Source organism: Cyclobacterium amurskyense (genome assembly GCF_001050135.1).
Lineage (GTDB): Bacteria > Bacteroidota > Bacteroidia > Cytophagales > Cyclobacteriaceae > Cyclobacterium > Cyclobacterium amurskyense.
This window is the reverse complement of sequence record NZ_CP012040.1, coordinates 3,897,311-3,916,842: the sequence shown is the minus strand read 5'-3', so window position 1 is coordinate 3,916,842 and position 19,532 is coordinate 3,897,311. Positions and strand designations below refer to the sequence as shown.

Genomic DNA, 19,532 nt, shown 5'->3' with positions numbered 1-19,532 from the left:
CCACTATGAATTTTATCAAATCAAATCTGTATTTAACCCTCTTTTTGATATTACTAGGTTTGGGACCCATTGCCAGCTATGGTCAAGAAAAAGGCCTTACCCTGGCCCTTTTCGATGTGGATGCAACCCCTCCTATTGGCAGCTTACTGGCATATGATCCCCTAGAAAAAAAAGATGATCTGGGTCTTAGGGCCAAAGGCGTGGTAATATCAGGGTCAGGCTTACCAATTGTCATCTGTGCAATAGATTGGATTGGAATAGCCAACGAAAGTCAAGATGCATTTAAAGAAAGCCTTGCCGAGGCTGCTTCAACTATACCTTCTAGGGTAGCAGTACATACTTTGCACCAACATGATGCTCCAATTAGTGATTGGGGTGCAGAGAAAATCTTGAAAGAGGCAGGCTTAGATCCTAAAGCATATGAAAGCTCCTTTGACAGACTTCTGATTAATAATTTGAAGGATGCCATCAGAATAGCTTTAAAGGACGCAAAGCCCATAACGCATATTGGTACTGGTAAAGGTATTGTGGAAAAAGTTGCTTCAAATAGAAGGATTTTAGGGGATGATGGACATGTGGCCTATACCCGAACCTCTTCTACAAAGGATAAAAAAATCAGGGATTTCCCGGAAGGTTTAATTGACCCGGAGGTTTCATTGGTTAGTTTTTGGAATGAAGAAGAACCTTTAGCTGTATTTAGCTATTATGCGGTTCACCCCCAAAGTTATTACCTGACTAAAATTGCCAACCCAGATTTTCCTGGTATTGCCAGGTACATGCGTCAATTGTCGGTTCCAGATGCTATGCATGTACACTTCAATGGTGCCGGAGCAAATGTAACTGCCGGAAAATACAATGACGGCGCTAAAATCAACCGTAAAATCCTCGCTGAAAGACTTGCAAAAGGAATGGAACAAGCCTGGGACAATACAGTAAAAACTAAAATCACCAAAGAGGATGTTTACTGGCAACAGGAACCCATCCTATTGACACCAAAGGAAACTTTACCTGAAATTGCTCAAGAAATGCGTACCCAAAATGCGCGTTGGCTCACCAACAATGTGCAAAAACTGGCATGGTACAATAGGCAGGCACTAGGGAAAAAGATAGATATAAGTTGTTTGACCTTAGGTGATGTAAGAATTCTTCACCTTCCTGGAGAACTCTTTATCGAATACCAATTGGCAGCTAAGGCTGAAAGAAAAGATTTATTTGTAACCATGGCAGCATATGGAGATTATGGGCCATTCTATATAGGTCCATCCTCGGCTTATACTGAAGGAGGATATGAGGTAGGTACCAGCCCCGTAACAGCAGAAGCTGAGCCCATTATCATGGGAGCGATTAAAAAAATGTTGCATAGAGAAATTCCTAACAATACAACCGAAAGCCCTTTTGTTTTAAAATCTGAAAGTCAACAACCATTACGTACATTGGCTGAGTGGGAAGAAAAAAAGAAATCCTGGAAAAACAACATGGCTTCAATCATGGGTACCCTTCCTTTTAGGGACAATCTAAAAAGGCCTGAAATAAATTATTTGGATTCAACTGTAGAAAGCACCTATACCAAGCATCATATTTCTTTTGACAGTAATGAGCGCAATCAAGTAACTGCTTTCCTTTATATCCCACACAAAATAAAAGTCAAGGCCCCTGCGATGTTGGTACTACATAGTACTGGAGATCTAGGTAAAAAAATTGTAGATGGTCAGGGTCCTCTTGAAAACAGGGCTCTTGCAAGTGAATTGGCTGAAAGGGGTTATGTAGTCATTGCTCCTGATTACCCAAGTTTTGGAGAGCAAAAAGACCATGATTTCTCGAAAGATGGATTTGATTCCGGAACCCTTTTAGCGGTATGGAACCATATGAGGTGCGTAGATGCACTTACTTATATGGATGAAGTAGATTCAGAACGAATAGGGGTAATCGGTCATTCTTTAGGTGGACACAATGCCTTGTTTGTAGCTGCTCATGATTCAAGATTAAAAGCTGTAGTGACAAGTTGCGGTTGGACACCTTTTGATTATTATGATATTGGAGAGGCAGGAATTAAAAATTATGGTGGTAGGTTAGGCCCTTGGGCACAAGACAGGTACATGCCAGTCATCAAAAAACTTTTGCCAGAAGCAACTTTACCGTTTGACTTTACCCATATCATAGCTTCAATAGCTCCTAGACCAGTTTTCACTAATGCACCGCTACAGGACAGTAACTTTTCAGTGGAAGGAGTGAAATCAGGAATTGAAGCTATTCAGCCAGTATACAATTGGTTGGGCTACCCGGATAACTTACAAGTAAGGTACCCAAATGCAAGCCATGATTTCCCTGAAAACACAAGAAAAGAAGCCTATTCTTTCTTGGATGATGTTTTTGGGTTTACACCATTGAAAAAGTTAGCATTTGAAAAATAATCACCTGTAATACCCACTTAAATAAAAAAAAGGATTTATCTAACCATTGATAAGAAGAAAAATTTTTTTCTTTTAAAATTTATAAGATATTTAATTATTCATTCAGTCAAACACAGCTAAAATTATGAAAGGTAACGTTACCCATACTTTATTTGCAGTCTTGCTTATAGGATTATATTCCTGTAAGGAGGATAAATATGCAGAAGCTCTCAGTCCAGAAGAATCGATCGCTACATTCAATATTCATGAGAATTTCGAAGTGAAATTATTTGCTGCTGAACCTCATATTCAGGATCCAGTAAACCTGGTTTTTGATGAAAAAGGAATTGCATACGCGGTGGAAATGCCAGACTATCCTTACAAGCCTGAAGAAGGTAAAGGCAAAGGTGTCATCAAAAGACTGGATGACACTGACGGAGATGGGGTAATAGATGCCTCAACCGTTTATGCAGAAGGGTTGGCAGATGCTACCAACTTAATGCCATGGAAAGGTGGTCTTTTGGTTACGGCAGCACCTCATATCTATTACCTAAAGGATGATGATGGTGACGGAGTTGCTGACTCAAAAACCTCTGTATTTACAGGTTTTTTTGAAAACAATTCTGAGGCTCAAATCACAAATTTACGTTTGGGAATTGACAACTGGATTTATGCTGCTAACAATGGGCAAAGAAGTGATGTTACCTTTAAAGATGCGCCAGGAGAAGGTCCATTACAATTAAGAGGAGCTGACTTTAGGTTTCGATTGGACAAAGGGTTATTTGAGAAAGAAAGCGGGACAGCTCAATTTGGGCAAACTTTTGACGATTGGGGAAATAAATTCTTTACCCAAAACACGCTTCACATCCAGCAGACAGTGATACCTAACAGGTACCTGGAGCGCCATGGACACTTGTCTAGCAATTCTGTAAACCAAAACATTTCTGACCATGAGCTGGAGATGTTTCAGATTACACCTCCACCCTATTGGAGAGCAGAACGTACCAGAAGGAGAAATATACAATACCAAGAACAAGAGCTTAACCGAGTGGAATATGCGGAGGATCACTTCACTGGAGCTTCAGGAGGAACCGTTTATGATGGTGGTGATTTCCCTGAAGGATTTAATGGAAACATCTTTACAGGAGAGGTTGCAGGGAATTTGGTGCACAGGGATGTTCTTGCAGAAGATAAAGAAAGCCCTACTCTAATTGCCAAAAGAGCAAGTGAAGAACTTGATAAAGAATTCCTCGCTTCAACAGACCCATGGTTCAGACCTGTTGGTTTTACTGTTGGACCTGATGGAGCTCTATTTTTGGTGGATTTCTACAGACAACACATTGAAACCCCAGTTTCGATCCCTGATGATCTAAAAGAAGAAATGGATTTTATGCATGGCATGGATCGTGGTAGAATTTACAGAATTGTGCCTAAATCAGGTGTTTCAGAAACCAAAGTACAGGATTTTTCAAGCCTAGATAGTAAAACCTTGGTGTCTCACCTTGCACATAAAAACGGGTGGTGGAGAACCACTGCCCAAAGGATTATTTTGGAAAACCCAAAAGCTGAGTACATCCCATTGTTAAAAGATTTGTTATCGAATGAAAATCCAAATGCCCAGCTTCATGCTTTGTATTTGCTAGAATCAATGGGTGCATTGGAACAAGGAATGGTAGAAGAAGCACTGGAAAGTGATAATTATGGTGTTAGAAAAAATGCTTTAATGCTAGCCGAAAATTTCCCGAAGTTAAAGGAAAAAATTGCTGAAAAAATCAATGATGAATCTCCAATCGTATCACTTCAAGCTATTCTTAGTTTAGGAAATTATGAAGATGATTTCACTATTAACCAACTTGCCAAAGCCCTTATAGAAAAAGGAGAAAACAAGTGGTTTAGACTAGGGATCTTGAGTTCAAACGCTGGTTCAGGTGAGGCTATTCTTAAGGTGCTAGATGAAAAATATAATTTTTCAGGAACAGAAATCTCTTGGAAAGAAGATTACTTAAAGGAGGTCAATCACATTCTTGAAGGTAAAGGAATAAGAGCCAAAGCGGAATAGTTTAACCATAATCTCATTGAAATCTCAACTTGTGGAAATTGAATTTCAATTATTAAAAACAACAATCTGCATACAAGTATGAACAGACGCAAATCAATAAAAAATATATTAGCTTCGACAGGAGTGGTATTTTTCCTTAGCAAATGTGGCAAGCCTCAAGAAGAATACAAATTAGAAAACATCGATAATTGTTCTGATCTGACTGGGCTTAGTGAAGAGGACATTGCAAAAAGAAAAAGTTTGGGTTATGAGGAAAAGTCACCTTTAGAAGATGATAAGTGCGACAATTGCCAATTGTATCTTCCACCTACAGAAAAACGTAAATGTGGAGGCTGCCAGTTATTTAAAGGACCTGTCAACGCGGATGCTTATTGTACTTATTGGGCACCTAGAGTGGAAAACGTTTAAAGTAGATCTCCGGGACCCTGAAATACCCAATTAATTGGACAGAAAAAAAATCTAATTCATATCAAATCACCTGCTTAAATTAATAGCAGGTGATTTTTTTGTATATAGAAACAGTATTCGATTTCAATAATTAAACCCGAAATATGCAATAGACATTCTATTACGAATCCTATTACATAATCCGGGTTAAATTAGTTAAAACAGTTTTTCAAAGATAACTACGTCTTATTAGTGATAAGAAGACAACAAAGAAGTGACCGATTTAAACTGAAACATCAATAAAACTGCTACATTTCGTGAGGATTTTTATATATTCAAAATAAAAATAACACCTCTATCACTTTTATCTCAACATGAACAGATTAGTCGTATTAATAGATTTTTCTCCGTATACACCCACTCTTTTAAAACTGGCTTGTAACTGGCAGAAAACATTTGATTTAGACTTGGTTTTTATCCATAAGTTGGATGGCCTGGCTCCTACCATTTCTAATACCAAGGGAAGTGATCAAATCATTGAGTTCAATAAAAAGGAAGCCGAAAAGACCTTTTCGAATACCTTGAAAGAAAATAATCTAGCTCCTATCGGTGAAAAAACAAGTTTTGAAGCTATTTCTATTCAACTGCTCCATTATTTGGAAGATTTTCTTAAGCCTAATGACCTTCTACTTTTAGGTTTAAAAGGTACGGGGTTTTTAAAGCGATTATTAATAGGAAGTACAGCAACCACTATTATTGATCAACTCAACCAAACTGTAATTGCGGTTCCTCAAACAATAGAAGAAACAGTGCCAATTAAATTGGCACTTTCATGTCAGGAAAAACACCCTTTGAACGAACAAGCACTAGAATCCATTTTAGTGACTATTGGGCAGAAAATAAAAGAGATCGAATTATTAACCGTAATTGAAGACAAAGCAGAATTGGCTCGAGGTAAGGAATACCTGGAACAATTGAAGTCTAAATTGGAAGATCGTTTTGAGGTTCAAATAAATATTTACGAGAATAAAGATGCTTTCACTGAAATCAAAAAAAGATTTAGTAAACGCCTTGATGACTTTATTGTCCTGCAAAAAGGTTCACGCCATCTAAATGACAAGTTATTCAGGAATTTTTTCATCAATGACCTAATACATGATGGCAATACTCCTTTGATTATTTTGCCAACAACGGATTAGTTCAACTTGGGTAATCTTGATCCCTTGATTCAATATTAAATTGGCAAAAAAAAGAGGGAGTATCTTAACTCCCTCACTTTATTCAGCATTTCTTGGAAAAAAGACAGTTCTCTTGTTCTTATCGCTACAGGTCCAAACCTTTAAGATAGGTCTTAAAACTTCTGAGATTTGTATTTTCATCTATTACTACACATTCAATTCCAGCCATTTCACAAAAATCCTCTATAACTTGGGTACTTAAGTTTTGGCTAAAACAAGTATGATGTGCGCCTCCTGCAAGTATCCAAGCTGTACTGGCACTTTTAAAATCTGGAAGGGGTCGCCAAATGGTTCTTGCCACAGGTAATTTGGGCAAGGCATTAGGTGAACTAACGGCTTCTACTTTATTTACCACCATTCTATATTTATTACCCAGATCGATAAGTGACGCATTCAGTGCTGAACATGCCTTGGCATCAAACACAAGTCTAACGGGGTCTTCTTTGCCACCTATTCCTAATGGATGGATTTCACAACGAATGGGCCCTTCTGCAAGGCACTCGTCTACTTCCAGCATGTGAGCGCCCAATACCAAACCACCTTGTTCTTTAAAATCATAAGTATAATCCTCCATAAACGCATTGCCTCCTGGCAGTCCTGTTCCCATGACCTTCATCGCACGCACCAGGGCCATGGTCTTCCAATCACCTTCCCCTGCATAGCCATAGCCTGCATTCATAAGCCTCTGAACAGGCAAGCCTGGCAATTGACTCATTCCGTGAAGGTCTTCAAAAGTATTGGTAAAGCCTTTAAAACCTCCATGTTCCAAAAAATGCTTTAAGCCTAACTCTATTTTTGCCGCCTCCACTAGAGAAGCATGCTTTTCCCCTCCCTTTTTTAAGTCCTCTGACAAACTATAGGAACTGACATAGGTTTCTATCAGTTGGGCTATTTCAGCCTCACTCACTTTATTTATCACCTCCACCAAATCTCCTACTCCATGGGTATTAACAGCAAAACCAAACTTCATCTGTGCTTCTACCTTGTCCCCTTCAGTCACAGCCACCTGGCGCATATTATCACCAAACCTCACAAATTTAGCTCCTTGCAAGTCATTCCATCCGCAGGCAGCCCTGCACCAATGGTCAATTTCTTTATGTAGCTCAATATCTTTCCAATGACCGACTACCACCTTTCTCGGTATTTTCATTCTGGTACAGATAAAACCAAACTCCCTATCACCATGAGCACTTTGATGCAGATTCATATAATCCATATCTATGGATTCCCAAGGAATACGCTCCCCATATTGAGTATGCAAATGCAGCAAAGGCTTACTGAGTACCTTCAATCCATTAATCCACATTTTTGCAGGAGAAAAAGTATGCATCCAAGCCATTACCCCAACACAATCCTCACTCCTATTTGCCTCCAAAAAAACCTGTAGAATTTCTTCCTGGGTAGTCACAACTGCTTTGAACGCTACCCTAACAGCAATGTTATTTTCTTGGTTAAAATATTCACTAATGGACAGCGAATGATCAGCTACTTCCTTTAAAATATCTTGGCCATATAGGTGTTGACTTCCAGTCACCAACCATACTACTTTTTGTTTTAGCTGCATGCTTTTGTTTTAATTATATGCTAATAATTTATCTAAAATTACGAGAAAAAATTTAACTTAAAATCACATTCTAAAGATCCTTTTTCCATATTTGTTCCTCAGACATCTATTTCAAATAGGAAAAAAAGAGCTGGCCTACTAAATTGCAAGCTGCTTCTAATTTACAATCATTTGGATAGGGCTTCATGGCCAATAGACTATTTTCTATAAATCAATTGCATTTAAATAACCCCTTCAATATACCATGAATAATTACAAAGAACTGAAAAGTGAGTGTTATAAAGCCAATATGGAGTTACCCCAATTGGATTTGGTCTTTTATACCTTTGGTAACGTGAGTGCGGTAGACAGGGAAAAAGGAGTGTTTGCCATCAAACCAAGTGGGGTTCCTTATGAAACATTAAAAGAAGAAGACATCGTTATTGTGGACTTTAATAATAAGGTCGTAGAAGGAGAAATGAGACCTTCTTCAGACACAAAAACCCATGCCTTTTTATACAGCAATTGGGATCATATCGGTGGCATATGCCATACTCACTCCTGCTATGCTGTTTCATGGGCGCAGGCACAAATGGACATTCCTTTATTTGGCACTACACATGCAGACCATAATACCAGTGACATCCCTTGCGCTCCTCCTATGAGTGATGCAAATATTGCAGGTGATTATGAACACATGACCGGACAACAAATTCTGGACTGTTTCCATGAAAAAAACATTTCCCCTGAAGAAGTAGAAATGGTTCTTATAGGCAACCACGGACCATTTACCTGGGGAAAGAATGCCCAGAAAGCAGTATATAATAGCAAAGTGCTTGAAGAAATTGCCCGAATGGCCTATTTGACTTTACAAATAAACCCCAATGCACCAAGACTAAAAGAAGCCTTGATCAAAAAACATTATGAACGCAAACATGGTGAAGGTGCATACTATGGCCAATCCTAATAATGAGGTACTTTTTTAAAGCAAGTCAGAAGACTTTAACCCGGATTATGTAATAGAAGGTCTATTGCATATTTCGGGTTTAACCAGAAGAATCAAGTGTCAAAAGCTTAGTACAATTTTTTTCAGCTTTCCTTCAAGTCTAAAAAATAAAAACCTCCGAGACAATGTCTCGGAGGTTTGAACACTTAAAAAAACCACCAACCTTTAATTAAATCTAATTAACTGATCTTACGAACAGCCGTATTTAATTTGTCTGCCAATAAATACATGACAGGTACTACTATTAACGTTAAAAAGGTCGCAAAGGTTAGACCAAATATTACAGTCCATGCCATTGGGCCCCAAAAGTCCGCATTATCCCCTCCAATATAAAATTTCGGGTCAAAGGAGGACAACAATCCATAAAAATCGATATTCATCCCTATAGCCAATGGAATCAACCCCAATACTGTGGTAACAGCAGTTAAAAGTACTGGTCGTAATCTTGTTTTTCCACCCTTAATAATACTATCTAAAAGATCCTCTTTTGATAGACTTTCCTCTTCTCCGATATTTAATTCTTCTCTTTTCCTTGAGCGAACCAAATCAGTGTAATCTATTAGTACAATCGCATTGTTTACTACAACTCCAGCTAAGGATATAATTCCAATACCAGTCATAATAATGACAAAGTCCATATTAAAAATCACCAATCCTAAAAACACACCAATGGTACTCAGTATAACGGATGCCATGATAATAAATGGCGTAGTTATGGAATTAAACTGTGCAACGATAATCAGAAAGATTAAAGAGACCGAAATCAATAATGCTCGAGTCAAAAACTCCGCTGATTTTGCTTGTTCTTCCTGCTCACCTGTAAAGCTCACATTAATCCCTTCCGGAATATCAAAATCCTGCAACAATCGTTTAATCTCGTTATTAATTTCAGTTGCATTATAACCATCATTCACATTGGAAAATATGGTAATTACCCTTTCCAAATCTTTTCTTTTAACTGAACCGTAGGTAGAACTGTATTCTAAACTTGCTACAGATGAAATTGGAATTTCCTTCTGATTACCAAATTTGTCTCTAAAGCTTATTTTTTTATTTAGCAAAGCATTGATATCATACCTGAATTTATCTGCTAACCTAAGCTGAATAGGGTAATCATCTTCTCCCTCCTTGAACTTGGATACCTCCAGCCCGAAAAGAGCAGTCCTCAATTCATTGGCGATAGTTGCCGTTGACAAACCGAACCTACGTGCTTTCTCTCTATCGATATTTATGATTAATTCAGGATTTCCAAGTTCCAGATCGGTTTTCAACTCCTCAATCCCTTGTATTCCAGATTCATTTATATGCTCTCTCATAGAATTCACATATGTGATGAGCTGCTCAAAATCCTCCCCTGTTACTTCTATATTTACAGGTTTACCTACAGGAGGTCCATTTTGTTGCTTACCTACTGTCATCAATACACCCGGATATCCCTCTGCCAATTCCCTAATCTTCTCCATGATTTCATTGGTATTGATTCCTTCTCGGAATTGATACTCTTCAAAACCAATTGTCACCTTAGCCTTGTGAGGAGTAGATGCCTGGCTTGGTCCTTCCATAGGGTCTCCAGTACCTTCTCCAATTTGGGTTATCACAGACTCTATGATTTGATCATAAGGTTTCAGTAAAGCAAAAAGATCATCTTCAAATTCTTCCACAAATTCATTGGTAGAAGTAATGTCCGTTCCAATAGGTTTTTCAATGTATATACTAATCAAGGCCGGTTGATTGTCAGGAAAAAATAATATTTTCGGCGCACTTACAAAAAGTAAGGCCAATGACAGCACCAATAATATCAACGTTCCGCCGAAAAAGAGGTAGGGCTTCTTACCCCTTAATGCGAAAAGAAGTGTTTTTTCATATAGGTCCTCCAACCGAACCAAGAATACATTTTGGAACCAACGAATAGCCCTTCTTAAGAAGAAAACATTAAATATAACTAGCAGGGCAGACAGGAACAATAAATTTCCAAGGGCTATCCAAGTTAGGAAATAACTTATGATTGCCAATGTAGTCAAAACTGCAGCAACAATCATCGGTTTCTGAACGGGCTTTTCCTTATCTACATCTTGGACTTTCATAAACAAGGCTGTCAACACAGGGTTGATTACCAAGGCTACGAACAAGGAGGAAGACAATACGATAATCAAGGTGATGGGAAGGTATTTCATAAACTCCCCAATGATATCATCCCAAAATGCCAGAGGAAGGAAGGCTGCAAGTGTAGTAGCCGTAGATGTAATAATTGGCCAAGCCACTTCACCAACGCCTTCTTTAGCTGCTCTTACTGCAGATTTCCCTTCCTGCATCAGTCTATAGATATTCTCTACTACCACAATTCCATTGTCCACCAGCATTCCCAAAGCAAGAATTAAGGAGAACAATACCATGAGGTTCAGGGTAACACCCAAGGAATTGAGTACCAAGAATGAGATAAACATAGACAATGGAATAGCAATTCCTACGAACAGTGCATTTCGGAAACCAAGGAAAAACATCAATACCAACACCACAAGGATCACCCCTGATATGATACTGTTTTCTAAATTATCTACTTGAGACCGTGTGGCTTTGGATTGGTCATTGGTAATGGTTACTTCCAAATCCTCCGGAAATTTATTTATTTTCACTTCATCAATAAGGGCCTTTATTTTATCAGAAGCATCCAAAAGATTTTCTCCACTTCTTTTTATTACATTAATTGTAACTACAGGCAATTTCTTACTTCTGGCAAAACTCTCTCTTTCTTTATAGGTATCTTCTACTTCTGCTACATCCCTCAGGTATACAATATTGTTATTCTCGGTCTTGACGATAACATCTTCAATTTCTATAGGCTTGGCAAATTCACCATCTATCCTTAATGTTCTTCTGTAATCACCAGACAAAATATTACCTCCTGAAATGGTAACATTCTCATCAGAAACAGCGCTTGATATGTCAGAAAAAGTAACACCCAAAGCCTCCATTTTATAGAGATCCGCATTGATACGAATTTCTCGTTCAATGGTCCCACTTAAATCAGCACTTGATATTTCAGTTAATTTTTCAATTTCATCTTCCAAATATTCCCCATAAGTTTTCAGCTCTTGTTCGGTATAGTTTCCTGAAATATTTACATTCATTATTGGAAACTCTGAGGTATTGACCTCAAGCACATCAGGGTCTCTATCCAAATCATTAGGCAACTCACTTTTCGCTTTATCTACCGCATCTTTGACATCCTGTATGGCCTTGGATATTTCCACATTTGGATTAAACTCAACCACAATCGATGAAAAGTCCTGGATGGAAGTGGAACTTACATCTTTTAAATTATTTATGGATTTTAACTCTTTTTCAATGGGCCTAGAAATCAGGTTTTCCATATCTACGGGTGAGTTTCCGGGGTATGCTGTACCTACATAAACCGTAGGAATAACAATTTCCGGAAAACTTTCTTTGGGCATGGTCCTGTAGGCAAACATCCCCAGGAAGGTAATGATCAGTGTTAGAATAACCACACTTGTTCTGTTATCAACAGAAAGTGAGGATACACCAAATTCCCTGATTACTCCTTTTTTCTTATTTTCTTCTGAAGCCATATTCTAATTAAGATGAGATGTTTACACTAAAATTATCTCCTACTTCCCTAAATCCTTTGTCAATAAGCACTTCGGAACCACTTAAACCTTCAATGATTTCCGTTTTGCTATCGTAGGTCATGCCTCTTTCAATGTATTTTTTATGAGCTACCCCCTCTTCAACAACAAACACATAACTTCCTTTGTTGTCCTTCAATATCAAGTAAGAAGGGATGGTAACAGCATCTTCCACGCTGTAATCCTGAATATTTAAAACCGAAATCATATTTGGTTTAACTTTTTCCAACTTAGGTAGAAAAACTTCGATCTTAAAAGTTCTGTTGTCAGGATTGATAACCTTTCCAATAGCCGTCACTTTGGTTTTTAAGGTTTTATCAATGGATGGGAAATAAATACTAACCGAATCCCCCTTGTCTAGAATCCCTACATATCTTTCAGAAATATCTCCTTCTATAAAGAGGTCATCTTCACCTACAAAATTAACTACAGGAGAACCTGGTTGCACCAGTTCACCTACCCTTACAACGAGTTCCTCAACAGTTCCATTAAATGGTGCTCTAATTGTGCTTCTATCTTTTTGAAGTTCTATAGAGGCAAGGTTCTTTTCTAAGGTTTCCTTTCTATTCTTTGCTTCTAGGTATTGGATTTCTGTACCTATTTGCTGGTTCCATAGTCTTTCTTGTTTCTCAAAGATGGTTTTGGCAAGCTCTAGTTGGGTTTGGATTTCATCCAAATTCCTTTGTACCGATTCAGCATCTATTCGAGCAATAACCTGTCCTTTTCTTACAGACATGCCTTCTCTGGTAACAATCTCTTCTACCCTGCCAGATACTTCTGCACTTATATTTACATTCTTTTTGGAAAGTACAGAACCGGTTACTTCTACATAATGATCAAATCTTCCAGTTTCAGGTTTAACTGTTGTTACTAAAACTGACTTTCTCTGATTTTTTCGAAATTCGGGATCCATTTTGGAGATTTCTTCCTCCAATTCCTGAATCTTCACTTTCAATTCTGCAGATTCGGATTTGAACTCATCCAATTGGCTTTTCTTCTTAGAAAGCTCATCTTCTTCCTGCTGCCCACAAGAAAACATCCCCAGCATGAGGGATAGGGTTAAAATCTTAAGTGTATTTTTCATAAACATGTATAATCCTTTTCTCATTTTAATATTCCCAAAGCTTTTTCTAAATCTACTCGTGCAATAAATGTGTCATAAAGCGCCGAAAAATAATTGGTTTCCGATTCTTTCAAGGTAGCATCAGCCTCCACCACTTCTAAGTTGGAGCCAACTCCCTCTTGGTACTTTATTTTAGCCATATTAAAAACTTCCAATGCCAAATCCCTATTTTCCCGCTGAACTTCCAACTCCTGCAGACTATTGATTAAATTCTGTTTGGCCTGAAATTTTTCCAAGGCAATATTCTGTAACGTAAATTCTTTTTGAACTTCGAGTTGCCTCATTTGCACCCTGTTCTGTTGGATTTTATATCTTTTAGTAAATCCATCAAATATTGGAATTTCCAGGGTTACCCCTAAAATTGAACCTGTAAACCAGTCTCCAGACCATAGCTTGGAGAAATTACCTCCGAAAGCATTTCTTTGAAATGTATAATTGGCATCCAACCTTGGCATGTATTGAATCTGGTTGTTTTTCAAATCCAAAACTGCCAAGTCGTAGTTGGTATTGATTTGATCTACTTCGACTCTTTGCTGACCTTCCTCACTTAACAACCTTTGGGTATCTAAATATTGGGTGAAATCGTCAAGTTCATTGCTCAGGGAAATATCCCTATCTTCAGGGAAACCCATTTGTAATTTCAATATGGCTTTGCTTACTCTAGTGGAAGTTTTGGCTTTATTGAGTTCAGTTCTAATATTGTTGTTCTGTACTTGTATCCTTGTCACATCTATTTTCTCTGCAAAGCCTTCTTGGTACAAAATCTCTGTTTCCTTTAGAAGTGTATCCAAGCGATTTAAATTCGCTTGAATCAGGGTTTCACGTTCCTTACTTACCAAAACAGAAAAATAGGCCTTTTTCACGTTTTCAATCACTTGAAGTTCTGTAAAGGCCTTGTCAAATTCCACCAATTGCTTGTAAGTTTTTGCCGCCTTAAGCCCTATGAAGTAAGATCCGTTAAAGATCATTTGACTTACAGTGGCTGTCAGGTTGGCAGAATAGACAGGTGAAAACTGAATACCAATAAATGTACCTTCAGGAGCTTCCGGATCCGAAAATTGAGCAGGAAATGGAGTAATAGGTACTACAAGGTTTTTGGTTGCATTGACCCTAGTCGTGATTTGTGGCAAGCCCTCTGCAGTTCGCTCGCCCACCAAGCCTTTTGCTGCTTGAATCTCCAGATTGGCACTTCTTGCTTCCGCATTGTTTTCTAGCGCATAGTTAACGCTTTCTTCTAAAGTAAAAGCTACTTGCTGGGCCTGAACATCCGTAAACCAATGGCCAAAAACCCAAATTGAAACGGTGAAAATTATCGATTTAAAATTCATAAAATTATAATTCCTGTGTTTGTAGTTTCCTATAATAATTAGACCTACCCTGGTCAGTAAGAATTCCATGTATAAAATGATCTAAAATTGCCAGTTGACAATCAAGAAAACTTGGGCTGAATTTGGCATAATTAGAAGTAAACGTGTTGGTGATTTGATCCATACGCATGTAGGCCAGTAACTCTGAATTGATTTCAATTCGAAAATCTCCAGATTCCTTGCCTTTTTCTAATACCATAATAATATTTTGAAGTACTTTCTCAGTTTTGAATTCATTTATTTTTAACCAGCATTTCGGATAAAACCTTTGAATATCTTGCATTAATAATGGGTTCATGCTGGTAAAAACTTCCCTTAAATATCTTGTCATTCGTAAAAGATGGTCAATAGCACTTTCATCAATGCTTTCCATCTCATCTAAATCACACCTGTATTCTTTTATTGATGCTTCTATTGCTGCGTTGACCAGTTCCTCTTTACTAGAGAATTCTTCATAAATTGTTTTTTTAGATATTCCCGCAATCCTGGCTATTTCATCCATAGTGACTGCCCTTACCCCGTACACTAAAAAATTTTTTAGTGCTATTCGAATTATATTTTGTCTCGTTTCCAAATATCCCTTAATGATTAACTCAGGGAATAAACTAGAGAAACTATCAAAAGGTTCAGAGTTTCTTCAGGAATTTCTATTATTTTAACACTCATTCTTCTTAACTCTACAAAGGAACTATATATTTTTTGTAAAAAGGCTATATTAAATTGGGTTTTTGAAGATTTCTTCCGACTTAAACTTCAAGCCAAAAGGGCAATTTCATCCTATTTATTTCTTTGACTTAGGAGCAATTCCTATTTTTTTCAAGTTATCCTAGCTAATCAGTTTCTTACTCCATCTGCACTGCAAAATTTTAAAACCAATTTTGTACATTTGCCCATTCAAAAAAGCTATTGATCCCTTTATGAAGATTTTGTTTTTTCAATCCCCGGAGAAGACCCTTTACGCCCTTGAAACCAATGAGGCGTTAAAAAATAGTGAACTGGAGAAATTGAACTGGCTTTTCGGAGGCGCCGATTATTTGGAAGACCTGGAGATTTCTGGTGAATTTATCGGTCCCAGGAAGGAAATGATTACCCCTTGGTCTACAAATGCGGTGGAAATTAGCCAGAATATGGGAATAAAAGGGATTCTGAGAATTGAAGCCTTCTACCCATGGACTGAAGGCAGTACTTTCGACCCCATGCTTCAACGACATTATAAAGGTTTGGGGCAGAATGTCTACTCAATTGCAAAAACTCCTGACCCTATCCAATATATAGAGGACATTAGCTCCTATAATGAAAAAGAGGGATTGGCATTAAATGCTGAAGAGGTGGCCTATTTGGAAGGTGTAAGCAAATCACTGGACAGGCCATTGACAGACAGTGAAGTGTTTGGCTTTAGCCAGGTTAACTCCGAACATTGCAGGCATAAAATCTTCAATGGCACCTTTATCTTAGATGGTGAGGAAAAATCCATGACGCTGTTTCAGTTAATCAAAGAAACTTCCAAAGCCAATAAAAATGGAATAGTCTCAGCTTACAGTGACAACGTAGCCTTTGTAAAAGGACCTAAAGCTTTGCAATTTGCGCCCAAGTCATCCGATAAAGCAGATTATTTTGAGATTAAAGAAATAGATACCGTAATATCCTTAAAAGCGGAAACCCATAATTTCCCTACCACTGTAGAGCCTTTCAATGGTGCTGCTACGGGGTCAGGGGGGGAAATCAGAGACAGGATGGCAGGTGGTACCGCCTCTATCCCACTAGCTGGCACGGCAGTTTACATGACTTCTTACCCTAGATCAGAAGCTGGAAGAAGTTGGGAGAAGAACCTTTCGGAGCGAAAATGGCTCTACCAATCCCCTATGGACATCCTTATTAAAGCGTCTAACGGTGCCAGTGACTTTGGTAATAAATTTGGTCAGCCAATCATTTGCGGAAGCCTTATGACTTTCGAGCACAATGAGGATGAGCTACATTGGGGATTCGATAAGGTAATCATGCAAGCAGGAGGAGTTGGTTTTACTGCAGCCCCTTATAGTCTTAAGAAAAATCCCGAAAAAGGTGATCGTATAGTCCTGATGGGTGGTGACAATTATAGAATTGGCATGGGAGGCAGCGCTGTTTCCTCTCTAAACACTGGTGAACTTAGTCTTTCCTTAGAAATGAATGCCATTCAGCGGTCAAATCCTGAAATGCAGAAAAGAGTATCAAATGTCATCAGAGCTTTGGCTGAAAGTGAGGACAATCCTATCGTATCAATACATGACCATGGAGCAGGTGGCCACTTAAACTGCCTTTCTGAATTGGTGGAAAATACTGGAGGAACCATTGATTTGGAAAAATTGCCTGTTGGGGACCCTACCCTTTCTGCCAAAGAAATCATTGGCAATGAGTCCCAGGAAAGAATGGGATTGGTAGTAAAAGATGTTCACATCGACAAGATAAAAAAGATTGCTGACCGAGAAAGAGCTCCATTTTATAATATTGGCCAAACGACTGGGGACATGCAATTCAAATTTGAAAACACCCAGACAGGAGAAAAACCTGTTGATTGGAGTTTGAATCATATGTTTGGGTCTTCCCCAAAAACTGTTTTGGTGGACAAAAAAGCCAAGCAAAATTTTAAAGCACCAGAATACAAAGTTCAAGATTTTGAGCAGTATTTAACCAATGTGCTGCAATTAGAAGCAGTAGCTTGCAAAGACTGGCTCACCAACAAAGTAGACAGGTCAGTTACTGGTAGGGTGGCCAAGCAACAAACAACTGGCGAACTTCAGCTTCCATTGAATAATGTGGCAGTGATGGCCATGGATTATTCAGGAAATAAAGGAATAGCTACTTCCATCGGCCATTCTCCTATAGCCGCTTTGGTAAGTCCTGAAGCCGGCTCCCGATTGGCAATAGCGGAAGCACTTACCAACTTAATATGGGCACCACTTACCGATGGACTAAAAGGGGTTTCCCTAAGTGCCAACTGGATGTGGCCAGCCAAAAACGAAGGAGAAAATGAACGGTTGTACCGAGCAGTTGAATCCACAAGTGATTTTGCTATCGCTTTGGGGATAAACATTCCTACCGGAAAAGACTCCTTGTCCATGACCCAGAAGTACCCAAGTGGCCAAACGGTAAAGTCTCCAGGGACAGTTATCATATCCACTGTAGGTGAATGTTCAGATATAAATAATGTTATTTCTCCTGGTCTGAAGGCTAGCCCTGAATCAACATTGCTATACATAGATTTGTCGAAGGATGATGCAAAATTAGGTGGCAGCTCCTTTGCCCAATCGCTAAATAAAATTGGCAACGAAGTACCAGACATAAAGGATGCAGCCTATTTCAAAAGTGCCTTTGCAACCATTCAAGACCTTATAAAGCAAAACAAAGTACTAGCTGGTCATGACATTTCATCCGGTGGTTTGATCACTACCATATTGGAAATGTGTTTCCCTAACCAGAATACGGGAATAGACATTCATGCTTCAAACCTTAAGGAAAAAGATTTGATCAAAGCATTGTTTGCTGAAAATCCAGGTTTGGTAATTCAAGTAAAAGATGCAGCCGATATCACTACCTTCTTAAATTCTCAAGGAATTTCAGCAGTGGAAATCGCTACTGTAAATGCTACAGGGACCATTAAAATTGATGGTTTGAATAAATCTTGGGAAGTTTCAGTATTGAGGGATATTTGGTACAAATCTTCTTACCTATTGGACCAACAACAGTCTGGGAAACGGCTCGCAAAAGAAAGGTTTGAAAATTACAAAAATCAACCTTTGAACTATACCTTTCCTGAGCAATGGAAAGGGACTTACGAATCATTGAATTTGGACCCCAATAGGAAAACAACCACGGGCGCCAAAGCAGCAATTATTCGTGAAAAAGGAGTCAATGGAGACAGAGAGATGGCCTATTCATTATGGCTGGCTGGATTCGATGTCAAAGACATCCATATGACAGACCTTATATCAGGAAGGGAAAACCTAGAGGATGTAAACATGATTGTGTTTGTAGGTGGCTTCTCAAATTCAGATGTTCTTGGTTCTGCCAAGGGATGGGCCGGAGCTTTTCTTTACAATGAAAAAGCTAAGAATGCATTGGACAACTTTTATGCAAGGAAAGACACGCTCAGTTTAGGTGTATGTAATGGTTGCCAGTTGATGGTGGCATTAGACCTTATCAATCCTGAACATGAGGAAAAAGCCAGCATGCTTCACAATGAAAGCCATAAATTTGAATCTTCTTTTGTAAATGTTACAATTCCACAAAACAATTCAGTAATGTTTGGATCCTTGTCGGGTCTTCAACTGGGTGTGTGGGTTGCACATGGGGAAGGGAAATTCAATTTGCCAGCTGATAAAGAAAGTTACAATATAGGCATGAAATACTCCTATGAAGCTTATCCTGGAAACCCCAATGGATCAGACCATAATGTAGCCGGCTTGGCATCTAAAGATGGAAGACATCTTGCGATAATGCCTCATATAGAGCGGGCAATTGCGCCTTGGAACTGGCCATATTATCCGGAAGGTCTTCAGAGAGAGGACGTAAGCCCTTGGATAACTGCCTTTATCAATGCTAGAAACTGGGTCGAAGAGCACAGTGCCTAATAATCATCTGGTGATATACTAAGAAATAGGCTGGCTTTCTGATTTTTTCAGGAAGCCAGCTTTTTTTGTAGGTACTCTCAACACAGCCTATATCTTGATTTCTGGATAAATTTTCAAGGAAAAATCGAGTTGAATCCAACCTTTTTTCATCTATACCCTAATTTTTCA

General features: G+C 38.5%; 11 protein-coding genes. 6 read left to right on the top strand and 5 right to left on the bottom strand.

Annotated features, from left to right (window positions below):
• Positions 1–5 precede the first annotated feature (5 nt).
• The 4 genes from CA2015_RS16075 (at position 6) to CA2015_RS16060 (ending at position 6,035) form a co-directional block, all read left to right on the top strand.
• Positions 6–2,411 (top strand): alpha/beta hydrolase, encoded by a 2,406-nt coding sequence (locus tag CA2015_RS16075; protein WP_048642817.1) that lies wholly within the window; start codon positions 6–8, stop codon positions 2,409–2,411.
• 124 nt (positions 2,412–2,535) lie between these two features.
• A complete protein-coding gene (locus CA2015_RS16070; protein WP_048642816.1) occupies positions 2,536–4,449 on the top strand; it encodes a PVC-type heme-binding CxxCH protein in 1,914 nt (637 codons plus the stop codon).
• 78 nt (positions 4,450–4,527) lie between these two features.
• Positions 4,528–4,857 (top strand): high-potential iron-sulfur protein, encoded by a 330-nt coding sequence (locus tag CA2015_RS16065; protein ID WP_048642815.1) that lies wholly within the window; start codon positions 4,528–4,530, stop codon positions 4,855–4,857.
• A gap of 353 nt (positions 4,858–5,210) precedes the next feature.
• The gene (locus CA2015_RS16060; RefSeq protein ID WP_048642814.1) at positions 5,211–6,035 is read left to right on the top strand and encodes a universal stress protein; all 825 of its coding nucleotides are present in this window, start codon (positions 5,211–5,213) and stop codon (positions 6,033–6,035) included.
• Positions 6,036–6,159: 124 nt separating this feature from the next.
• Here CA2015_RS16060 and araA read toward each other — a convergent pair whose 3' ends face one another.
• On the bottom strand, positions 6,160–7,638 hold the full coding sequence (gene araA / locus CA2015_RS16055; protein ID WP_048642813.1) for an L-arabinose isomerase: 1,479 nt from the start codon (positions 7,636–7,638) through the stop codon (positions 6,160–6,162).
• Between the two features lie 244 nt (positions 7,639–7,882).
• On the opposite strand from araA, the gene CA2015_RS16050 reads away from it, so the two are divergent.
• Complete coding sequence (locus CA2015_RS16050) at positions 7,883–8,584, top strand: L-ribulose-5-phosphate 4-epimerase (protein WP_048642812.1); 702 nt, start codon at positions 7,883–7,885, stop codon at positions 8,582–8,584.
• A gap of 218 nt (positions 8,585–8,802) precedes the next feature.
• Here the strand turns inward: CA2015_RS16050 and CA2015_RS16045 are convergent, their stop codons facing one another.
• Genes CA2015_RS16045 through CA2015_RS16030 form a run of 4 tightly spaced genes read right to left on the bottom strand, consistent with a single transcriptional unit; the run spans position 8,803 to position 15,331 of the window.
• On the bottom strand, positions 8,803–12,210 hold the full coding sequence (locus CA2015_RS16045; protein ID WP_048642811.1) for an efflux RND transporter permease subunit: 3,408 nt from the start codon (positions 12,208–12,210) through the stop codon (positions 8,803–8,805).
• Between the two features lie 7 nt (positions 12,211–12,217).
• Complete coding sequence (locus tag CA2015_RS16040; protein ID WP_048644573.1) at positions 12,218–13,351, bottom strand: efflux RND transporter periplasmic adaptor subunit; 1,134 nt, start codon at positions 13,349–13,351, stop codon at positions 12,218–12,220.
• A gap of 20 nt (positions 13,352–13,371) precedes the next feature.
• On the bottom strand, positions 13,372–14,718 hold the full coding sequence (locus CA2015_RS16035) for a TolC family protein (protein ID WP_048642810.1): 1,347 nt from the start codon (positions 14,716–14,718) through the stop codon (positions 13,372–13,374).
• A 4-nt stretch (positions 14,719–14,722) separates the two neighbouring features.
• The gene (locus CA2015_RS16030) at positions 14,723–15,331 is read right to left on the bottom strand and encodes a TetR/AcrR family transcriptional regulator (protein WP_262485585.1); all 609 of its coding nucleotides are present in this window, start codon (positions 15,329–15,331) and stop codon (positions 14,723–14,725) included.
• A gap of 343 nt (positions 15,332–15,674) precedes the next feature.
• Here CA2015_RS16030 and purL point away from each other — a divergent pair, with 343 nt between their 5' ends.
• Positions 15,675–19,364, top strand: coding sequence for a phosphoribosylformylglycinamidine synthase (purL, locus tag CA2015_RS16025; RefSeq protein ID WP_048642808.1), 3,690 nt, complete (start codon positions 15,675–15,677; stop codon positions 19,362–19,364).
• Positions 19,365–19,532: the final 168 nt, after the last annotated feature.

Coding starts and splice junctions, on each gene's coding strand:
- CA2015_RS16075 (WP_048642817.1), top strand. CDS start 6: ATGAATTTTATCAAATCAAATCTGTATTTAACCCTCTTTTTGATATTA.
- CA2015_RS16070 (WP_048642816.1), top strand. CDS start 2,536: ATGAAAGGTAACGTTACCCATACTTTATTTGCAGTCTTGCTTATAGGA.
- CA2015_RS16065 (WP_048642815.1), top strand. CDS start 4,528: ATGAACAGACGCAAATCAATAAAAAATATATTAGCTTCGACAGGAGTG.
- CA2015_RS16060 (WP_048642814.1), top strand. CDS start 5,211: ATGAACAGATTAGTCGTATTAATAGATTTTTCTCCGTATACACCCACT.
- araA (WP_048642813.1), bottom strand. CDS start 7,638: ATGCAGCTAAAACAAAAAGTAGTATGGTTGGTGACTGGAAGTCAACAC.
- CA2015_RS16050 (WP_048642812.1), top strand. CDS start 7,883: ATGAATAATTACAAAGAACTGAAAAGTGAGTGTTATAAAGCCAATATG.
- CA2015_RS16045 (WP_048642811.1), bottom strand. CDS start 12,210: ATGGCTTCAGAAGAAAATAAGAAAAAAGGAGTAATCAGGGAATTTGGT.
- CA2015_RS16040 (WP_048644573.1), bottom strand. CDS start 13,351: ATGAAAAATACACTTAAGATTTTAACCCTATCCCTCATGCTGGGGATG.
- CA2015_RS16035 (WP_048642810.1), bottom strand. CDS start 14,718: ATGAATTTTAAATCGATAATTTTCACCGTTTCAATTTGGGTTTTTGGC.
- purL (WP_048642808.1), top strand. CDS start 15,675: ATGAAGATTTTGTTTTTTCAATCCCCGGAGAAGACCCTTTACGCCCTT.